Below are 17,524 nucleotides of genomic sequence, written 5' to 3'. Positions count from 1 at the left end.
CAGCCGTTATGAGGGGCCAACCCTCGTAACAAAGGCCTGCCCCCATGACTTTCGACCGTTCGATCAAGATCGCCCCCTCCATCCTTGCCGCCGATTTCGCCAATTTCGGCGCCGAATGTGAAGCCATCGAAGCCCAAGGCGCCGACTGGGTGCATGTGGATGTGATGGACGGGCATTTCGTGCCCAACATCACCTTCGGCCCCGCCACCTGCGCGGCGATCCGGCCCCATATCAAGGGCGTGATGGACGTGCATCTGATGATCGCCCCGGTCGATCCCTATATCGAAGCCTTCGCCAAGGCGGGCGCCGATTTCATCACCGCCCATGTCGAGGCTGGCCCGCATATCCACCGCACCCTGCAAGCGATCCGCGGCGCGGGTGCGAAGGCAGGCGTGGCGCTGAACCCCGGCACCCCGGCGAGCGCCGTGGCCGAGATCCTCGACATGGTCGATCTGGTCTGCGTGATGACCGTGAACCCCGGTTTCGGCGGGCAGAAGTTCATCGACATGACCGCCAAGATCCGCGAGCTGCGTAGCATGATCGGCGACCGGCCCGTGCATATCGAGATCGACGGCGGCGTCGATCCCAAGACCGCGCCGCTGGTGGCTGAGGCCGGGGCCGATGTGCTGGTGGCGGGTTCCGCCGTCTTCAAAGGCGGCTCGGTCAGCGATCCGGCGCCCTACGGCGAGAACATCCGCGCGATCCGCGCCGCCGCCGAGGGCACCTACGTCTGATAAAGATGCGGGGCGCCTCTGCGCCCCGCCCCGTCACGCCAATTGATCGGCAAAGGCCGTCAGCAAGCGGTGCTTCAGGATCTTGCCCGTGGGCGCTGCCGGGAGATCAGTGGCCACGATGATCTGCGCAGGCCGTTTGTAGCCGGTGAGCCGTCCTTGACGAAACCGCGCAACTCCTCTGCCGTGACCTCGTCCCCCGGTGCCACTTGCACGAAGGCCAGCACCTCTTCATCGCCCTCGCGTCGCCGTCCGACCACCGCCGATTGCACCACGCGCGGGTGATCGTTCAACGCGGCTTCCACCTCAGGCGGGTAGACGTTGAAACCGCCGTGGATGATCAATTCTTTCGAGCGTCCGAGGATGTGCAGCCGCTCCTCCTCATCGAGCTTGCCCAGATCGCCGGTATGCAGCCAGCCCTCGGCGTCGATGGCTTTGTCGGTCTCGGTCGGGTTGCGGTAATAGCCCTTCATCACATGCGGGCCGCGCACCAGCACCTCGCCCTCGCCCGCGCCATTGCCGCCGGGGGCTTGGTCGTCGATCTTGCACTCAGTCCCCGGCGTCACCGGCCCGACGGAGGTATCGGGGGAGCCAAGCGCATTGGTCGTGGCCGAGGCGCCCGAGCAGGTCTCGGTCATGCCGAAACCGTTTTGCAAGGGCAGTTCGTAGAAGGCCTCGGCCTTGCGCTTCCACGCAGGGTCAAGCGGCGCACCGCCGGAGGAGACATAGCGCAGGGTCGGGCTTTCCAGTTTCGGCATGCCGCGCTCGCGCGAGTATTGCATGACCAGCGCGTGCATCTGCGGCACCGCCGGCAGGATCGTGACATCCTCATGGGTCGCGGCATGGAGTTTCGCGGCGGAAAAGCGGCTCTCCTGCCGCACCTTCGCGCCCGCGCTGACGGCGGCCATCAGGACCGAGACGAGGCCGAAGACATGGGTCATCGGCAAGACACCATAGACCACATCCCCCGGCACCATCTGCCGCAGATCGGCAGAGGCCCGCGCGCCGAAGCGCAGGTTGGAATGGGTCAGCATCACGCCCTTGGGGTCGCCCGTGGTGCCGGTGGTATAAAGCAGCACCGCCACATCATGCAGATCGGCGTCCGGGCTGCTGGGCTGTGGCGTGGCCAGATGCAAGCTGCCGAAATCGCCCGCAATCTCGCGTGCGTCCAGCCGCGCTGCATGGGCCGCCGCCTCGGGCGAGACCTCGCAGGTCAGCAGAACCGCCGCCGGGGTGGCGTGGTTGATGATGCGGGTGACCTCGGCCTCGCTCTGGCGGGCGTTGACGGGGATCGCCACCGCATCCAACTCCCATGCGGCATAGAGCCCGGCCACGGCGGAAACGCAGTTTTCCACCATCAACAGCACGCGGTCGCCCGCCTGCACCCCCGCGGCCCGCAACTCCGCCGCCAAAGCCCGACGCGCGCGGTCCAGATCGGCAAAGCTCCAAGCCGCGCCGCTCGCGTCACTCAGCGCTGGTGCCTCTGGGCGGGTCGCCAATTGCTCAGCTAGAAAATCCTGTACCCTGGCATTCATGGGTGTCTCCTCCTGCCTAATAGCGGCCCCCTCCTCCGGCAGCCGCCGCCCGGCTAGAACCGGGGCTTTCGTTTTTCCAAAAAGGCCGCGATGCCCTCGGCGGCCTCGTCGCCGCCCGCGGCGCGGGCCATGGCGTTGCGCTCGGCGTCGAGCTGCGCGGCCTCGTCAGTCTCATAGGCCTGCCCGACCAAGGCCCGGATCGTGCCCTGCGCCGCGCGCGGACCCGCGGCCAGCGTGTCGGCCAGCATCAGCGCTTCGTCGAGCGCGCGGCCATTGGGGCAGATGCGGTTGACCGCGCCCAGTTCGGCAAAGCGCATGGCCATGACCGGGCGGCCCAGCAAGCACATCTCCATCGCCAAGGGGCGCGGCAGGAGCCGTGCGAGTGACGCCGTCAGCCCCGCATCGGGCACAAGCCCGGCCTTGACGTAGGCGGCGGTGAACTGCGCGTCCTCGCAGGCCACGATCATGTCGCAGGCCAGTGCCAGCGACAGGCCCGCGCCCGCGGCACCGCCTTCGACGGCGGCAATGACGGGCACCGGGCAGGCGCGGATCGACCGCACCAGATCATGCAGCGCATCGACCCGCTCACGGCGGACTTCCTCGGTCAGCTTGCGGCGTTCGATCAGCACGTTGAGGTCGCCCCCGGCGCAGAAGAACCGCCCCTCGGAGGTCAGGATCACCGCGCGGATGCGCGGCTCCTCGGCCAGTCGCATCGCCTCGGCGATGGCGTCGTAGAGCGCGGGCGTCAGCGCGCCGCGTTTCTCTGCGTTGCCGTTCCAGACGATCAGCCGGTCGCCGCGGTCCTCGATACGTGCGCTCATGTCTTGGCCCTCTTGAATACGCCGGTGGCGCGCGACAGCAAGCGGCCTTCGGCATCGTGCAACTGCGCCTCGGCGTAGAGAACCTTGAAGCCCCCACCGGTGACGCGCCCCGTGGCGATGATCTGCCCCTCGCGGACCGCGCCGATGTAGTCGGTGGTCAGCGAGAGCGTCAGCATCGGCACGAAAGGTCCGCTCATCGCGCAGTGCCGCGCGCAGGCGAAACCGGCGGCGACGTCGAGCATCAGCGTATGCAGCCCGCCGTGCAGCACGCCCGAGACATTGAGGTGCTGCGGGCCGAGGTCGAGCGTCACGCGGGTGCTGCCATCGGGGTTCGACAGGTCGGGGGTAAACCCGATCAGCTGCTGAACCCCGCTGGTCGGTGCATCATGCGGCGGATAGTGCAATGAACCGCTCCAGATGATGGTCAACATCGCCAAAGCGGTGGTCCGCCATGGTGATGCGCTTAGCGATATGCGCCAGTTCGTACTCCTGCGTCATGGCAATGCCGCCATGCATCTGGATCGTGTCCTCCGCGACCAGACGGCCGACGCGGCCCATCAGGTTCTTGGCGGCCGAGACGTGACGCTCGCGGCTTTCGCGGTCGTCCTCCAGATGGCCCGCCGCGTTGATCACGGCAGAGCGCGCCTGTTCAAGGTCGATGAGCAGGTCCGCCATGCGATGCGCCAGTGCTTGGAAGCTGCCGATGGGGCGGCCAAACTGCTTGCGGGTGCCGAGGTATTCGCGCGTGAGGTCGCAGGCGGTCTCCATCGCGCCGAGCGTTTCGGCGCAGAGCGTGGCGGTGGCCATGGCGGTGCGGGTCTCGATGGCGTCAAACGCCTTGCCCGGCGCGCCCAGACGGGCGCTTTCCGGCAGGGTCACGTCGTCCAGCGTCACCTCGGCGGCGCGGCCACCGGCCAAGAGCGCATAGCCGGTGACGGTCAGCCCTTTGGCATCCGCGGGCACGAGGAAGAGCGAGATGCCGTCGCGGTCCCCTGCCTCACCGCTTTCGCGGGCGGAGACGACGAGCATGTCGGCGGCCTCGGCATTCGCCACCACGGCCTTGCGACCGCTGAGCACGATCTGGTCGCCGCTCGCGGTGGCCGAGGTGGTGACGCGCTCGAGGTCATAGCGGCTGCCCGGTTCGCCATGGGCAAAGGCCAGTTGCAGCGCGCCGCCAATCAATTGCTCGATGTGCTCCTGCTGGTCTTCGGTCCCGAGGTCGGCGATCAAGCCGCCAGCAAGCACGGCGCTGTCGAGCAAGGGCTCGACCACACCGGCGCGGCCCAGCTCTTCGAAGACCACGGCAAGGTCGAAACCCGCGCCGCCAAAACCGCCCTGTTCCTCGGTGAAGAGCGCGCCGATCACGCCCAGTTCGGCCAGACCTTCCCAGATCTCGGTCGAATAGCCGGTCTCGCTCTCGAGGATGCGGTTGCGGGTCTCGGTGTCGTATTTGTCGCGCAGGAACCGCCGCAGGCTGTCCTGCAACATCTGGCGTTCATCGGTCAGGTCGAAATTCATTTGCCACCTCCCAGCATGGTCTTGGCGATGATCCCACGCTGGATCTCGTTGGAGCCGCCGAAGATCGACAGCTTGCGATTGTTGAAATATTGCGCGGCCACGGGGCCCGCATCATTGGGATCGGGCAGCGCGTCGTTGCTGCCTGCCACCGCTTCCGAGGCAAAGGGCATGGCGTAGACGCCAGCGGCGCGGCGCGCGAGATCGTTGATCTCCTGCCGGATGATCGTGCCTTTCACCTTCAGCATCGAGCTTTCCACGCCCGGCGCCTGCCCTGCCGCGGCTTTCGAGATGATGCGCAGGTTGGTCGTGGCCATCGCCATCAGGTCGATCTCCGCCTGCGCCACGCGGGCGGCGAAATGCGGGTTCTCGATCAGCGGGCGCCCCCCGGCCATCTCGGAGCGGGCGATGCGTTTCACGGCCTGAAGACCGGCTTGGGAGAAGCCCACGCCCGCGATGTTGGTGCGCTCATGTGTCAGCAGGTACTTGGCGTAGGTCCAGCCCTTGTTCTCCTCGCCGACGAGGTTCTCGGCAGGCACTTTCACGTTGTCGAAGAAGACCTCGTTCACCTCGGCGCCGCCATCCAGCAGAATGATCGGGCGCACGGTGATGCCCGGCGTCTCCATGTCGATCAGCAGGAAGGAGATGCCCTCTTGCTGTTTCACGTCTTTGTCCGTGCGCACGAGGCAGAAGATCATGTTGGCGTGCTGGCCGAGCGTGGTCCATGTCTTCTGGCCGTTGACCACGTAGTGATCGCCGTCCTTCACCGCGGTGGTCTTCAATGAGGCGAGGTCCGACCCGGCGCCGGGCTCGGAATAGCCCTGACACCACCAGTCTTCGCCCGAGAGGATGCGCGGCAGCCAGTAGTCCTGCTGCTCTTTCGAGCCGAACTTCTGCAACACCGGCGCCAGCATCGACAGGCCGAAGGGCACGATGCGCGGCGCGTGGTGGGCGGCGGCTTCTTCCTCGAAGATGTGGCGCTGCACGGCGTTCCACGCGGCCCCGCCAAATTCCTTGGGCCAGTTGGTGGCCAGCCAGCCCTGTTCGTTCAGGATCGCGTGCCAGCGTTCGTGGTCATCCTTCGAGAGCTCCTGCCCGCGGCGCACCTTCTCGGAGAGCTCTTTCGGCAGTTTCTCGGCGAGGAATTGACGCACCTCCTCGCGGAAGGCGCGTTCTTCGTCTGTATAGCTCAGGTCCATCTCGGCCCCCTTTAGTAGATTTCGAAGAGGCCAGCCGCCCCCATGCCGCCGCCGATGCACATCGTCACGACGCTCAGTTTCGCGCCGCGGCGGTGGCCTTCGCGCAGGATGTGGCCGGTCATCCGCGCCCCGGTCATGCCGAAGGGATGGCCGATGGCGATGGATCCGCCGTTCACGTTGCACTTGTCCGGGTCGATGCCCAGACGGTCGCGGCAGTAAAGCGCTTGGCTCGCGAATGCCTCGTTCAACTCCCAGATGTCGATGTCATCGACGCTGAGACCGTGGCGTTCCAAGAGGCGGGGCACGGCGAAGACCGGGCCGATGCCCATCTCGTCGGGCTCGCAGCCCGCGACCGCAAAGCCGCGGAAGGCGCCCATGGCCTGAAGGCCCTGCTGCTCGGCTTGCTTGCTGTCCATCAGCACCAGCGCTGCGGCACCGTCCGAGAGCTGGCTGGCGTTACCGGCGGTGATGAAGGCCCCCTCGCCGCGCACCGGGGTGAGGCCCGCAAGCCCCTCCATCGTGGTACCGGGGCGGTTGCATTCGTCGCGGTCCACGGTGACCTCGCGGGTGGAGATCTCCTTGGTTTCCTTGTCCTGCACGCCCATGGTGGTCTGCATCGGCACGATCTCGTCGTCGAAAAGACCGGCCTCCTGCGCCTTGGCGATGAGTTGCTGGCTGCGCAGACCGTAGGCGTCCTGATCCTCGCGGCTGATGTTGTAGCGTTTGGCCACGATGTCGGCGGTGTCGATCATCGCCATGTAGACCTCGGGCTTGTGCTCTTTCAGCCAGGCTTCCTTGACCGATTTGACGTCGGGCTGGATCAGCGAGATGCTCTCGACCCCGCCCGCGACCATCGGGCCCGCGCCCTCCATGCAGATGGCGTTGGCGGCCATGGCAACGGTCTGCAGGCCCGAGGAGCAGAAGCGGTTCACGGTGACGCCCGAGGCGGTCACCGGCAGGCCCGCGCGCAGCGCGATCTGGCGCGCGATGTTCGAGCCGGTCGCCCCCTCGGGGTAGCCGCAGCCGATCATCACGTCTTCGATGGCCGAAGGCTCCACGCCCGCGCGTTTCACGGCCTCGGCGACGACATGGCCGCCCATGGTGGCACCATGGGTCATGTTGAATGACCCGCGGAAGGATTTGGCCAGCCCGGTGCGGACGGCGGAGACGATTACGGCCTGTTTCATTTGGCAGCTTCCTTGTTCAGATCATCAAAGTTGCGGTTGGTCTTGACCAGTTCGGCCAGCAGCGGCGCGGGTTTCCAGAACCAAGGGTCCTGCTCGGCGAACCCTTCGATCGCCGCCAGCACGTTGGGCAGGCCCTGAATGTCGGCCCATTTCATCGGGCCGCCCCAGTAGCGCGGGAAGCCGTAGCCGAAGAGCAGCGTCATATCGATGTCGAGCGGGCGTTTGGCGATGCCCTCTTCCAGCACTTTGGCGGCCTCGTTGACCATGGCGCACATGTAGCGGCGCACGATCTCGGCGTCAGTGAACTCGCGCGGGGTGATGCCGCGTTCCTTTTGCTCTTCCTCGATCAGGCGGGTGACTTCCGGGTTCGGCGTGCCGCCGCGCTTGCCCTTTTCGTAGATGTAATAGCCTTCGCCGGTCTTCTGGCCGAAGTGGCCCTGTTCGCAGAGACGGTCGATATAGGTGGGCACGCGCTCCTCGGGGTGGCGTGTCGCCGCCTTGCGCTTGCGCGTGGCCCAGCCGATGTCGAGCCCGGCGAGGTCGGCCACGGCGAAGGGACCCATGGCAAAGCCGAATTTCTCAAGCGCTGCGTCGATCTTGTAGGGGCTGGCGCCGTCCAACACCATATGATCCGCCGCGGTGCGGTAAGTGGCGAGGATGCGGTTGCCGATGAAGCCGTCGCAGACGCCCGCGCGAACGCTGACCTTGCCAAGTGCCTTGCCGAGCGCAAAACCCGTGGCGACCACATCTTTCGCGGTCTTGTCGGCGACGACGACCTCGAGCAGTTTCATCACATGCGCGGGCGAGAAGAAGTGCAGCCCGATCACGTCCTCGGGGCGCTTGGTGGAGGCGGCGATCTCGTTCACGTCGAGATAGGAGGTGTTGGAGGCCAGCACGCAGCCCGGCTTGCAGACCGCGTCGAGCTTGCCGAAGACGTCCTTTTTCACGTCCATATCCTCAAAGACCGCTTCGACCACCAGATCGACATCCCGCAGGCTGTCGTATTCGGTGGAGACGGTGAGCGCGGTGCCGGTCAGGTGATCGAACTTCGCCTGATCGATCTTGCCTCGTTTCAGCGCGCCTTGGAGGTTGCCGGAGATACGCTCATGCGCGGCCTTGGCGGCCTCTTCCTTCATCTCGATCAGCACGACCGAAAAGCCCGAGAGCAGGGCCGCCGTGGCGATGCCCGCGCCCATGGTGCCGCCGCCGATGACGCCGATGGCTTTCAGCGCGCGCGGTTCGACGCCTTTAAGTTCCGGCAGGTTGCTGACCGCGCGTTCGGAGAAAAACGCGTGGATCATGCCCTGCCGCTGGTCGGTGTTCATCAGTTCCGAGAAGATGCGGCGCTCGGCCTTCATGCCTTCTTCGAAGGGTTTTTCGACACCTGCCTGCACGGCGCGCACCGCCTCGGCCGGGGAAATCTGGCCGCGGCCTTTCTTCAGCACCGCCTCATAGGCGGCGTCCCAGTCGATGGGCGCGGGCGCGGGCATCTCGCAGATCGGACGGCGCTCGGCACCGCTGTCGAGCAACTCGCGGACGTAAGCGAGGCCAACCTCCTGCGGATCACCCTCCTCCACGCGGTCGAGGATGCCCATCTCCAGCGCCTGCGGTGCCTTGATGTGGCGGCCCGTGGTGATCGCGTCGAGCGCGGGCTCCACGCCGATCAGGCGCGGCAAACGCTGGGTGCCACCGGCGCCGGGGATGAGGCCAAGGTGCACTTCGGGCAGGCCGACGCGGGCCGAGGGCTGAGCGATGCGGTAATGCGTAGAAAGCGCCACTTCGAGACCGCCGCCGAGGCTCACGCCATGCATGGAGGCCACGACCAGAAGCGGCGAGGCTTCGATGCGGTTGCAGAGGTTGGGCAGATGCGGCTCCATCGGCGGCTTGCCGAACTCGGTGATGTCGGCCCCGGCGATAAAGGCGCGGCCCTCGCCCACGATCATCACGGCGCGCACGCCGTCCTCGGCCTCGGCGCGGTCCATGCCGTCCGCCAGCCCCTGCCGCACGGCTTGGCTCAGCGCGTTGACGGGCGGGTTTTCGATGCGCAGCACGACGATGTCATCGTGGCGGGAATAGGCGATCTTGTCGGTCATGTGATGTCTCCTTGTCTTTATCCGCGCCGTGACAGGGCGGGCGCCCGTCCGGTGCGTTGTTCGATGCCGCTGACCACGTCGCGCAGGGCTGGCCCCACTTGTGACAGAATGCGGTCGTCGGGCAAGTCCGCCGGCAGCGCGCCGCAGCTAAAGGACACCGGCTCTCCGAACTCACCGGCGTAATAGGGCACACTGACCGCGTTTACATTGCGGGCATAGCGGGTGTCAGGCGGGGCCAGCACGAAGCCCTGCGCCAGCAGTTGCTCATAGCCCTCACGGCGGAAATCGCGCAGCCGGTCATCGGGTTCCAGCGCTTCGAAACGGTCTTCGTCAAGGCTGGCCAGCGTGGCCAGACCCGAGGAGGAGCCATAGACTGGAATGCGGTGCCCCGGCTCCAGCCAGATCGTGGAGGCCGTGCGCGGCCGCCAAGTGCGTACCAGCATCATCCGGTCGCCATCGCGCACGGCGATCAACGCCAGCGTGCGGGTCTCATCCGCCAGTTCCTGCATCGCATCCGACGCCATATCCACGAAACTCACCGCGACAGAGGCGACGGAGCCGAGCGCAATCGCCGCAGGCCCAAGCCGAAACTTGTCGTTGCGCCCGCCATGCGCCAGATACCCCAACTCGCAAAGCGTATAGGTCAGCCGCGACACGGTGGGTTTCGGCAGCCCCGTCCGCTCGGCAATCTGGGCATGGCTCAGCCCGCTGTCGCTGGCGCGAAAGGCCCGCAGAATGCCAAGCCCCCGCGCCAGCGTATTGGCGAACTTGCGGTCCGTGCCGGTATCGGATGCCGCCTGATTCATCGCGCCGCCATCGGGATCAGGAGCGAGATCATTGGGAAGGACATGATCAGGATCAGCACGATCACGTCGACGCTGAGAAAGCGCGTGATCCCGGCAAAGATCTTGTCGATCGGCGCTTCGCGGCCCACCACGTTGGCGATGACGAAGACGTTGAGGCCGACGGGCGGGGTGATCAGGCCGATCTCCAGCAGCTTGATGACCACGACGCCGAACCAGATGAGGTTCAGATCATAGCTTTCGACCAGCGGGATCATCAGCGGCAGGGTCAGCACCATGATGCCGATGGGATCAAGGAACATGCCCAAGAGCAGGTAGATCAGCGCGATGCAGAGCATCAGGACCACCAGCGACATCTGCGCGTCAGAGACGAAGCCCACAATCGTACCCGCGACGCCGGTCAGCGCGACGAAGGCCACGAAGATCTTGGCCGAGGCGGCGATGAGGAAAATGGCGGAGGTCTGCACGCAGGTTTCCTTGACCGCGGCCCAAAGACCGGCCCAGTCGAGCTTTTTCTGCGCGAAACCGATCAGCGTGGCCGAGACGACGCAGACGGCTGCGGCCTCGGTCGCGGTGAAGATGCCGCCGTAGATGCCGCCGATGATGAGCACGAAGAGCAGCAGCGCGGGCCAGCTTTCCAGCGCTGCGGTCCAACGCTCCCCGGCGCTGTAGCGCTGGTCGGTCGAGGGGGCGACCGATGGATCACGCCAGACCCAGACGGCGATGACCAGCACAAAGCCCGCCAGCGTCAGCAGCCCCGGCAGAACACCCGCGAGGAAGAGCGAGGAGATCGAGGTCTCGGTGAAGATGCCGTAGATGATGAACAGCACCGAAGGCGGAATGAGCGAGCCCAGCGTGCCCCCCGCCGCGACCGAGGCGGTGGCGAGGCGCGGGTCATAGCCCATGCGCAGCATCTCGGGCGTGCAGATCTTGCCCATGGTCGAGGCGCAGGCGATCGACGAGCCGGTGATCGCGGAAAACCCACCGCAGCCCATGACAGAGGCCATGGCCACCCCACCCGGCAGCTTGGTCAGCCAGACCTTGGCCGCGTGGTAGATTTTCGTCGTGATATCCGCGCGGTAAGCGATATGTCCAAGCGCCACGAAGAGCGGGATCATCGACAGATCGTAGGAGTGAATAAGGTCGAAGGAGTTCGAGAACACCATCGAAGTGGTCGCCTTGATCGCGCGCTCGGGCATGAAAGTCCCAGTGCGGAAGGCGAAGATGAAGAAGGTGGCGACGGTCGCGACCGAGGCCAGCGTGAAGGCGATCGGCACCCGCAGGGCCAACATGATCAGCACCGCGGCAAAGGCGATCATTCCGATGGTCGAAGCATCCATTAGCGCAAGTCCTCTTCAACCATCAGGTCAGCCGCATGATGTTGCTCATCCGAGACGACGCCGCCTGCGAGCACGGTGCGCCCGTCGCGCCATGTCAGCTCGGCCAGCCGCAAGAAAGTCGCGATCATCCCGATCAGGAACAACAACCGCCCCGGCCACTTGGGCAGGTTCAGGTCGCCATAGAAAAAGCTGCCCTTCTCCACCACGGAGAGGAATTCGCGCCCGCCGGAATAGATCAGAGGCGCCAGCGCCAGCATCCCGATGGCAGAGCCTGCAACGATCAGCACCGAACGCGCGCGTTCGGGGAAACGGTCGGTCACGAAGGCGACCGAGACATGGGCACGGGCCGCGGTGGCGGCGGCGAGGGGCAACAGGATGGCGGCGACCATGAGCTCTCGCACCATGGTCACGCTATCGGGCACCTGACTGGCAAAGAGCGCGCGGGCGATCACATTGGAGGTGATCAACACCCCCAAGGCGATCACCGCCAAGGCCCCCAGTCCCAACAGGATTTTCTCCAGATTTACCAACATATGCTGCCCCTCCCCAGTGTCAGCGATCAGTTACCGGCGGCGTCCCAAGGGTAGCCATTGGCGTCACGCTCTTCGGTGTATTTGGCGATGAGCGCCTTGTACTCTTCGAGCAGTTCCTCACCGGGCAGGCCGGCGGAGCTTGCCGTTTGCACCCATTCGTCAAGGAACTTCTCACCGGCTTTGACCAGTTTCGCGCGGTCTTCTTCGGGCAGGGTGATGACTTCGACGCCCTGCTCTTTCATGGAGGCGATGGCCTTTTCGTTGGCGGTGGTGATCAGACGACCGAATTCATCGGCCATGTCCGCGCCAACCTCGGCCAGCGTCTCCTGCTGCTCTTCCGTCAGGCTGTCGTGCATGTCCTTGTTCATGAAGATGCCAAGACCGCCGACCTGACCCCAATCAAGGATCGTGTAGCTGTCCATCACCTCGGCCTGTTTCAGCGCGGCGACGGCATAGCTGTAGCCCTGCGAGCAGTCGATCAGCCCGGTGTCGAGACCTTGGTAGGCGTCGTAGATCGACATGTTGACCATATTCGCGCCCTGCTCGCCAAAGACCTTGCCATAGGCGCCCACGCCGCGGACCTTCTTGCCCGAAATGTCGTCGACGGATTTGATCGCGCCGCCCTTGCAGCCGATGTTCACCTGAGAGGTGGTCCAAGTGCCGATGTAGACGAGGTTCTTGTCGGCGAGGTCTTCCTGAATGGCTTCGTTGCTGCGCATCAGCTCATCCGTGGCGCGCATGCCGACCCAAGCGTCGGGGTTGTTCACCGGCAGGTCGGCGATACCGTAGCCCGCCATCTCTTGCGGGTAGTAAACCGCGATGACCGAGCCGGTGTCGGCCACGCCATCGGCCAGCGATTGCACGGCAGCATTGGCTTTGAAAAGCGCCCCGCCCCACTGGATGTCGAGACGCATATCGCCCTCGGACCGTTCGGCAACCTGATCGGCGAACCACTGCAACGCCTGCGCGCGCGCACCGCGGTTCGGCCCGGCTTCCCCATGAATCAACACGGTTTCAGCGCTTACCGCGCCACCAGCCAGCGCCAGAGCTGCGGCGCAGCTCAGGTGTTTGAAAATTGTCATGTCGGCTCCTCCCAGAGACTTGTTTCGCAATGCGAACCGTTGTTTCGCATTTGTCGCAGGTCACGCTAGTCCGCGGACCGAAGGCGATCAAGCGAAACTTCGGCCATCGGCAGGGAGAGCGGTTAGGCTATTGAATTTGTTAAGGGAAAATTTCCCGAAGGATGGTGCAGGCGTGGAACAGCCCCACTCCACCCCGGAATCGGCTGCTCGGATCAAGCGGCCCGTAGAAAAGGCGACAACGCCCGCTCAGGACATGGCCGCTGAACTTTAATACCAGTCGCCGAATTTGACCTCGACATCGGTGCCGACGCGTTTGGCGAACTCTTGCGGGTCTTGGGTGCCGCCGTCTTTGCCCCGGAAGTGATAGGGGTAGACGTAAGCGGGCTTGAACTCGGCCACCGCCGAGGCGGCGGCGTTGGAATCCATGGTGAAGGGCAGGTTCATGCAGACGAAAGCCAGCGAGATATCGGTCAGCCCGCGCATCTCGGGCGTGTCTTCGGTATCGCCCGAGATATAAACGCGGAAACCGTCGAAGCCGAGGATATAGCCGTTGTCGCGCCCCTCGGGGTGGAACTTCTTGCGCTCTTCGGTGGTGTTATAGGCCGGGATCGCGTTGATCGGCAGGCCGTTGAACTCGGTATTCTCGCCATTGGCGATTTTGCTGGCCTTGGCGGCAAGCGCTTCGGGCAGCATGTCGAACACGGCGGGGTTGGTGATGATCTGCACGTCATCGCCTGCCAGTGCGGCCAGCGTATCGGCGTTGTAGTGATCGCCATGCTCATGGGTGATGAGGATCAGATCCGCCGCCGGGAAATCGCTGTATTGCGCGGGCTCGCCTACCGGATCGACATAGATCACGCCCTTTGGCGTCTCCAACACGATGGAGGCGTGATCGACGGGGTGTACGGTGATCGGTCCTGCGTCGGTGTCGAAGGTATCGCCGCTCTGCGTGGCGGCGCGGGCGGCGAAGGGCAGCAGGGTCACGACGCCAGCGGCGGCGGCGGAGGTGGCAAGGAAATGGCGGCGGGTCTGGGTCATTTCAGGCTCCTGTTGGTTGCTGGAACGGGACATAGCGGCCCCGCCCCGCATTTCAACGCGGCACCCGCCATGCGGCAAGCCTATGAGGGGCGCAGGCCGAGAATCTCACGCGCTTGTGCAGCCGTGGCAACGGGGCGCTCATATTTCGCGCAGAGATCCGCCGCGCGCTGGATCAGCGCCGCGTTGGAGGGCGCCAGCGTCTCACGGTCCAACCGCACGTTGTCCTCGAGCCCCGCCCGCGTATGACCGCCCGCCGCGATGGCCCACTCGTTCAGCACGATCTGGTTCGGCCCGATCCCGGCGGCACACCACTGCGCATCGGGCGCCAAGCGGTTGAGCGTCTGGATATAGAAATCAAAGGTCTCACGGTCCACCGGCATGGCGTTTTTCACGCCCATGACGAATTGCACATAGAGCTGGCCCGGAATGCGCCCGTCACGGTTCATCTCGGCGGCCTTGTGGATGTGGCTGAGATCGAAGGCTTCGATCTCGGGTTTGACCGCGTGGGTTTTCATCTCCGACGCCAGCCAATCGACCAATTCCGGCGGGTTCTCGTAAACCCGCGTCGGGAAATTGTTGGACCCGACCGAGAGCGAGGCCATGTCGGGCCGCAGCGAAAGCATCCCGCCCCGCTCCCGCCCCGCGCCCGAACGCCCGCCGGTGGAGAACTGGATGATCATGCCGGGGCAGTGCTTTTGCACGCCTTCCATCAGCCGCGCGAACCTCTCGGGGTCCGAGGACGGGGTCTCGTCCTCGTTGCGCACATGGGCGTGGCAGATGGACGCCCCGGCTTCGAAGGCTGCGTGGGTCGACTCGACCTGCTCGGCGATCGAGATCGGCACGGCGGGGTTGGCGGCTTTGGTGGGCACGGAGCCGGTGATGGCGACGCAGAGGATGCAGGGGCTGGTCATGGGTGGGGATCCTGTAGTGTTTGGTGCGCAGGGTCGCATATGGTGGGGGCGGTGTACACTGGTTGGGAAGGCTCAGGCGCTGCTAAACCCCGAGGGGGTTTGGCACGAGGTTTACCATTCCTTTACCACCTGGCGGCAACCTCCACGGATGTCCTCCTATCGCCGTCCCCGCATTGCCGGTGCGACCATCTTCTTCACCGTCAACCTAGCCGACCGCCGGTCGGACCTGCTGGTCCGGCACGTAGATTTTCTGCGCATGGCGATACGCCAAACCAAGGCAGAACGGCCGTTCCGGATCGACGCCTTCGTGGTGCTGCCGGATCATCTACATTGCGTTTGGACCCTGCCTCCCGGCGACTGCGATCACTCGCTGCGCTGGCGATTGATCAAGGCGCGGTTTTCAAGGGTCTTGCCAAAAGGCGCAACGCGGTCGAGCCATGAAAGGCGCGGCGAACGCGGCCTTTGGCAGCGCCGCTTCTGGGAGCACCACATTCGGGATCGACGCGACTTCGACGCGCATGTCCGGTATTGTTGGAACAATCCCGTCAAGCACGGGTACGTCGAAAACCCGGAAGATTGGCCTCTGTCGTCCATCCACCGAAATGCGGACCCGTAGGGTGCGTGGTCCCCACGCACCTCTGTATGCGGGGCGGCGCGTGCGTTGACGGTATGTTTTGCGGGCGGTGGTGCGATTGGAAAGGTGCGTGCGGAGCACGCACCCTACGGGTGTTTTTGGGGACCGCGCGCCCTAAAAATGGCCAGCTTTTAGCTGTCCATTTTTAGGGCGGAAATAAACGCCTCCTGCGGGATATCCACCTTCCCGAACTGGCGCATCTTCTTTTTACCGGCCTTCTGCTTCTCCAGCAGCTTCTTCTTCCGCGTGGCGTCGCCACCGTAGCACTTCGCCGTCACGTCCTTGCGCATCGCCGAAAGCGTCTCGCGCGCAATCACTTTGCCGCCGATGGCCGCCTGAATCGGGATCTTGAACATGTGGCGCGGGATCAGGTCTTTGAGCTTTTCCACCATCGCCCGGCCACGCATCTCGGCGCGGTCGCGGTGCACCATGGTTGAGAGCGCGTCGACGGGTTCATCGTTCACGAGGATCTGCATCTTGACCAGATTGTCCTGCCGGTAGCCGATCATCTGGTAGTCGAAGCTGGCGTAGCCCTTGGTGACCGACTTCAGCCGGTCGTAGAAGTCAAACACCACCTCGTTCAGCGGCAGGTCATAAACGACCATCGCCCGCGAACCGGCATAGGTCAGGTCTTCTTGAATGCCGCGGCGGTCTTGGCAGAGCTTCAGCACGTCGCCGAGGTAGTCGTCGGGCACGAGGATCGTCGCCTTGATGCGCGGCTCCTCCATATGGTCCACCAGCGTCATGTCGGGCATGTCGGCAGGGTTGTGCAGCTCCTGCATCTCCCCATCCTTCATGTGGACGTGATAGATCACCGAAGGCGCGGTGGTGATGAGGTCGATGTCATACTCGCGCTCAAGCCGGTCGCGGATCACCTCAAGGTGCAAAAGGCCAAGGAAGCCGCAGCGAAAGCCGAAGCCAAGCGCGGCGGAAGTCTCCATCTCGTAAGTAAAGGAGGCGTCGTTCAGGGCGAGCTTCTCGATCGCCTCGCGCATGTCCTCGAAGTCATTCGCGTCGACCGGGAAGAGGCCGCAGAAAACCACCGGCACGGAAGGCTTAAAGCCCGGCAGTGCGGTTTCGCATTTGCGCTTCTCATGGGTGATCGTGTCGCCGACGCGGGTGTCGCGAACCTGTTTGATCGAGGCGTTGAGATAGCCGATCTCGCCGGGGCCGAGACTGTCGACGCCGACCATCTTGGGCCGGTAGACGCCCACGTCGTCCACGTCATAGGTGCCGCCGGTTTTCATCATGCGGATGCGGTCGCCCTTCTTCAGGGTGCCCTCCACGATGCGCACGATACAAATGACGCCAAGGTATTGGTCGTATTTACTGTCCACCAGCATCGCCTTGAGCGGCGCGTCGGGGTCGCCGCCCGTGGGGGCGGGCAGCTTGTTGACGATGGCCTCCAGCACGTCCGGGATGCCGACGCCGGTTTTGGCCGAGATCAGACAGGCCTCAGAGGCGTCGATGCCGATCACATCCTCGATCTGTTCCCGCACGCGGTCGGGGTCGGAGGCCGGCAGGTCGACCTTGTTCAGCACCGGCACGATCTCATGATCCGCATCGATGGCGGTATAGACGTTGGCCAGCGTCTGCGCCTCGACACCCTGCGTGGCGTCCACGACCAGCAGCGAGCCCTCGACCGCCTGCATGGAGCGCGCGACCTCATAGGCGAAGTCGACGTGTCCGGGCGTGTCGATCAGGTTCAACACATAGGTCTTGCCGTCTTTCGCCGGGTATTCGATGCGGACGGTGTTGGCCTTGATGGTGATGCCCCGCTCCCGCTCGATATCCATGTTGTCCAGAAGCTGGCTTTGCATGTCGCGTTCGGCGACCGTGCCGGTGAGTTGGATCAACCGGTCGGCCAGCGTGGATTTGCCGTGGTCGATATGCGCCACGATGGAGAAGTTGCGGATGTTTTCAAGCGGTGTCATGCAAGGGGATATGGCGCAGAGCCGCGGCTGCGTCAATTGGCCATGAACGCGCCCATGCCCCCTGCCCGCACGTCACGGCGCTTTATCGCGGGTCGAAGGGCGCAGCCCCCCAATGGAGAATTGCGCGACGCCCCCTTTTGCGGCATAATGACGGGCAGAGCAGATCGG

Annotated in this window: 15 protein-coding genes and 1 pseudogene; 2 read left to right on the top strand and 14 right to left on the bottom strand. The window is 64.7% G+C overall.

The window, feature by feature from the left end; genetic code table 11:
- The first annotated feature begins 44 nt into the window (after window positions 1-44).
- Window positions 45-734 (top strand): ribulose-phosphate 3-epimerase, encoded by a 690-nt coding sequence (gene rpe, locus J7392_RS08545; protein WP_209217156.1) that lies wholly within the window; start codon window positions 45-47, stop codon window positions 732-734.
- Window positions 735-767: 33 nt separating this feature from the next.
- Here rpe and J7392_RS08540 read toward each other — a convergent pair.
- The 13 genes and pseudogenes from J7392_RS08540 to J7392_RS08480 all read right to left on the bottom strand — a co-directional run bounded on the left by J7392_RS08540 (window position 768) and on the right by J7392_RS08480 (window position 14,788).
- A pseudogene (locus tag J7392_RS08540) lies at window positions 768-2,266 on the bottom strand (class I adenylate-forming enzyme family protein).
- 53 nt (window positions 2,267-2,319) lie between these two features.
- Window positions 2,320-3,087 (bottom strand): enoyl-CoA hydratase family protein, encoded by a 768-nt coding sequence (locus J7392_RS08535; protein ID WP_209217155.1) that lies wholly within the window; start codon window positions 3,085-3,087, stop codon window positions 2,320-2,322.
- The gene (locus tag J7392_RS08530) at window positions 3,084-3,491 is read right to left on the bottom strand and encodes a PaaI family thioesterase (RefSeq protein WP_247744511.1); all 408 of its coding nucleotides are present in this window, start codon (window positions 3,489-3,491) and stop codon (window positions 3,084-3,086) included. Before J7392_RS08530 ends, J7392_RS08535 begins: the two co-directional genes overlap by 4 nt.
- The gene (locus J7392_RS08525; protein WP_209217153.1) at window positions 3,472-4,605 is read right to left on the bottom strand and encodes an acyl-CoA dehydrogenase; all 1,134 of its coding nucleotides are present in this window, start codon (window positions 4,603-4,605) and stop codon (window positions 3,472-3,474) included. Before J7392_RS08525 ends, J7392_RS08530 begins: the two co-directional genes overlap by 20 nt.
- Window positions 4,602-5,801 carry an acyl-CoA dehydrogenase family protein gene (locus J7392_RS08520; protein ID WP_209217152.1) on the bottom strand — a complete coding sequence of 400 codons (1,200 nt, stop codon included), beginning with the start codon at window positions 5,799-5,801 and terminating at the stop codon, window positions 4,602-4,604. The genes J7392_RS08525 and J7392_RS08520 overlap by 4 nt, the downstream gene beginning before the upstream one ends.
- Window positions 5,802-5,812: 11 nt before the next feature.
- Entirely contained in the window at window positions 5,813-6,988 is a 1,176-nt protein-coding gene (locus tag J7392_RS08515; protein WP_209217151.1) for an acetyl-CoA C-acyltransferase, read from the bottom strand.
- On the bottom strand, window positions 6,985-9,081 hold the full coding sequence (locus J7392_RS08510; RefSeq protein WP_209217150.1) for a 3-hydroxyacyl-CoA dehydrogenase NAD-binding domain-containing protein: 2,097 nt from the start codon (window positions 9,079-9,081) through the stop codon (window positions 6,985-6,987). The genes J7392_RS08515 and J7392_RS08510 overlap by 4 nt, the downstream gene beginning before the upstream one ends.
- 17 nt (window positions 9,082-9,098) lie before the next feature.
- Window positions 9,099-9,887, bottom strand: coding sequence for an IclR family transcriptional regulator (locus tag J7392_RS08505; RefSeq protein WP_067267052.1), 789 nt, complete (start codon window positions 9,885-9,887; stop codon window positions 9,099-9,101).
- Window positions 9,884-11,224 (bottom strand): TRAP transporter large permease, encoded by a 1,341-nt coding sequence (locus tag J7392_RS08500; protein ID WP_209217149.1) that lies wholly within the window; start codon window positions 11,222-11,224, stop codon window positions 9,884-9,886. The genes J7392_RS08505 and J7392_RS08500 overlap by 4 nt, the downstream gene beginning before the upstream one ends.
- Window positions 11,224-11,757, bottom strand: coding sequence for a TRAP transporter small permease subunit (locus J7392_RS08495; RefSeq protein ID WP_067267049.1), 534 nt, complete (start codon window positions 11,755-11,757; stop codon window positions 11,224-11,226). The genes J7392_RS08500 and J7392_RS08495 overlap by 1 nt, the downstream gene beginning before the upstream one ends.
- A 26-nt stretch (window positions 11,758-11,783) precedes the next feature.
- Window positions 11,784-12,839, bottom strand: a complete 1,056-nt coding sequence (locus tag J7392_RS08490) for a C4-dicarboxylate TRAP transporter substrate-binding protein (RefSeq protein ID WP_209217148.1) — start codon at window positions 12,837-12,839, stop codon at window positions 11,784-11,786.
- Window positions 12,840-13,106: 267 nt separating this feature from the next.
- Window positions 13,107-13,877: an MBL fold metallo-hydrolase gene (locus tag J7392_RS08485; RefSeq protein WP_209217147.1), complete on the bottom strand. Its 771-nt coding sequence runs from the start codon at window positions 13,875-13,877 to the stop codon at window positions 13,107-13,109.
- 80 nt (window positions 13,878-13,957) lie between these two features.
- Window positions 13,958-14,788 (bottom strand): 3-keto-5-aminohexanoate cleavage protein, encoded by an 831-nt coding sequence (locus J7392_RS08480; protein ID WP_209217146.1) that lies wholly within the window; start codon window positions 14,786-14,788, stop codon window positions 13,958-13,960.
- Window positions 14,789-14,936: 148 nt separating this feature from the next.
- On the opposite strand from J7392_RS08480, the gene J7392_RS08475 reads away from it, so the two are divergent.
- Entirely contained in the window at window positions 14,937-15,404 is a 468-nt protein-coding gene (locus J7392_RS08475) for a transposase (protein ID WP_209217145.1), read from the top strand.
- A 149-nt stretch (window positions 15,405-15,553) separates the two neighbouring features.
- Here the strand turns inward: J7392_RS08475 and lepA are convergent, their stop codons facing one another.
- Window positions 15,554-17,356 carry a translation elongation factor 4 gene (lepA, locus tag J7392_RS08470; protein ID WP_067266602.1) on the bottom strand — a complete coding sequence of 601 codons (1,803 nt, stop codon included), beginning with the start codon at window positions 17,354-17,356 and terminating at the stop codon, window positions 15,554-15,556.
- Window positions 17,357-17,524 lie beyond the last annotated feature (168 nt).

Source organism: Sulfitobacter sp. R18_1, assembly GCF_017743915.1.
GTDB classification, from domain to species: Bacteria; Pseudomonadota; Alphaproteobacteria; order Rhodobacterales; family Rhodobacteraceae; genus Sulfitobacter; species Sulfitobacter faviae.
The sequence above is the reverse complement of the archived record's forward strand: the minus strand, read 5'-3'. Positions and strand labels throughout refer to the sequence as shown.

Bases quoted from the DNA above. Each gene is read 5' to 3' on its own strand.
- rpe (WP_209217156.1), top strand. From the start codon at position 45: ATGACTTTCGACCGTTCGATCAAGATCGCCCCCTCCATCCTTGCCGCC.
- J7392_RS08535 (WP_209217155.1), bottom strand. From the start codon at position 3,087: ATGAGCGCACGTATCGAGGACCGCGGCGACCGGCTGATCGTCTGGAAC.
- J7392_RS08525 (WP_209217153.1), bottom strand. From the start codon at position 4,605: ATGAATTTCGACCTGACCGATGAACGCCAGATGTTGCAGGACAGCCTG.
- J7392_RS08520 (WP_209217152.1), bottom strand. From the start codon at position 5,801: ATGGACCTGAGCTATACAGACGAAGAACGCGCCTTCCGCGAGGAGGTG.
- J7392_RS08515 (WP_209217151.1), bottom strand. From the start codon at position 6,988: ATGAAACAGGCCGTAATCGTCTCCGCCGTCCGCACCGGGCTGGCCAAA.
- J7392_RS08510 (WP_209217150.1), bottom strand. From the start codon at position 9,081: ATGACCGACAAGATCGCCTATTCCCGCCACGATGACATCGTCGTGCTG.
- J7392_RS08505 (WP_067267052.1), bottom strand. From the start codon at position 9,887: ATGAATCAGGCGGCATCCGATACCGGCACGGACCGCAAGTTCGCCAAT.
- J7392_RS08500 (WP_209217149.1), bottom strand. From the start codon at position 11,224: ATGGATGCTTCGACCATCGGAATGATCGCCTTTGCCGCGGTGCTGATC.
- J7392_RS08495 (WP_067267049.1), bottom strand. From the start codon at position 11,757: ATGTTGGTAAATCTGGAGAAAATCCTGTTGGGACTGGGGGCCTTGGCG.
- J7392_RS08490 (WP_209217148.1), bottom strand. From the start codon at position 12,839: ATGACAATTTTCAAACACCTGAGCTGCGCCGCAGCTCTGGCGCTGGCT.
- J7392_RS08485 (WP_209217147.1), bottom strand. From the start codon at position 13,877: ATGACCCAGACCCGCCGCCATTTCCTTGCCACCTCCGCCGCCGCCGCT.
- J7392_RS08480 (WP_209217146.1), bottom strand. From the start codon at position 14,788: ATGACCAGCCCCTGCATCCTCTGCGTCGCCATCACCGGCTCCGTGCCC.
- J7392_RS08475 (WP_209217145.1), top strand. From the start codon at position 14,937: ATGTCCTCCTATCGCCGTCCCCGCATTGCCGGTGCGACCATCTTCTTC.
- lepA (WP_067266602.1), bottom strand. From the start codon at position 17,356: ATGACACCGCTTGAAAACATCCGCAACTTCTCCATCGTGGCGCATATC.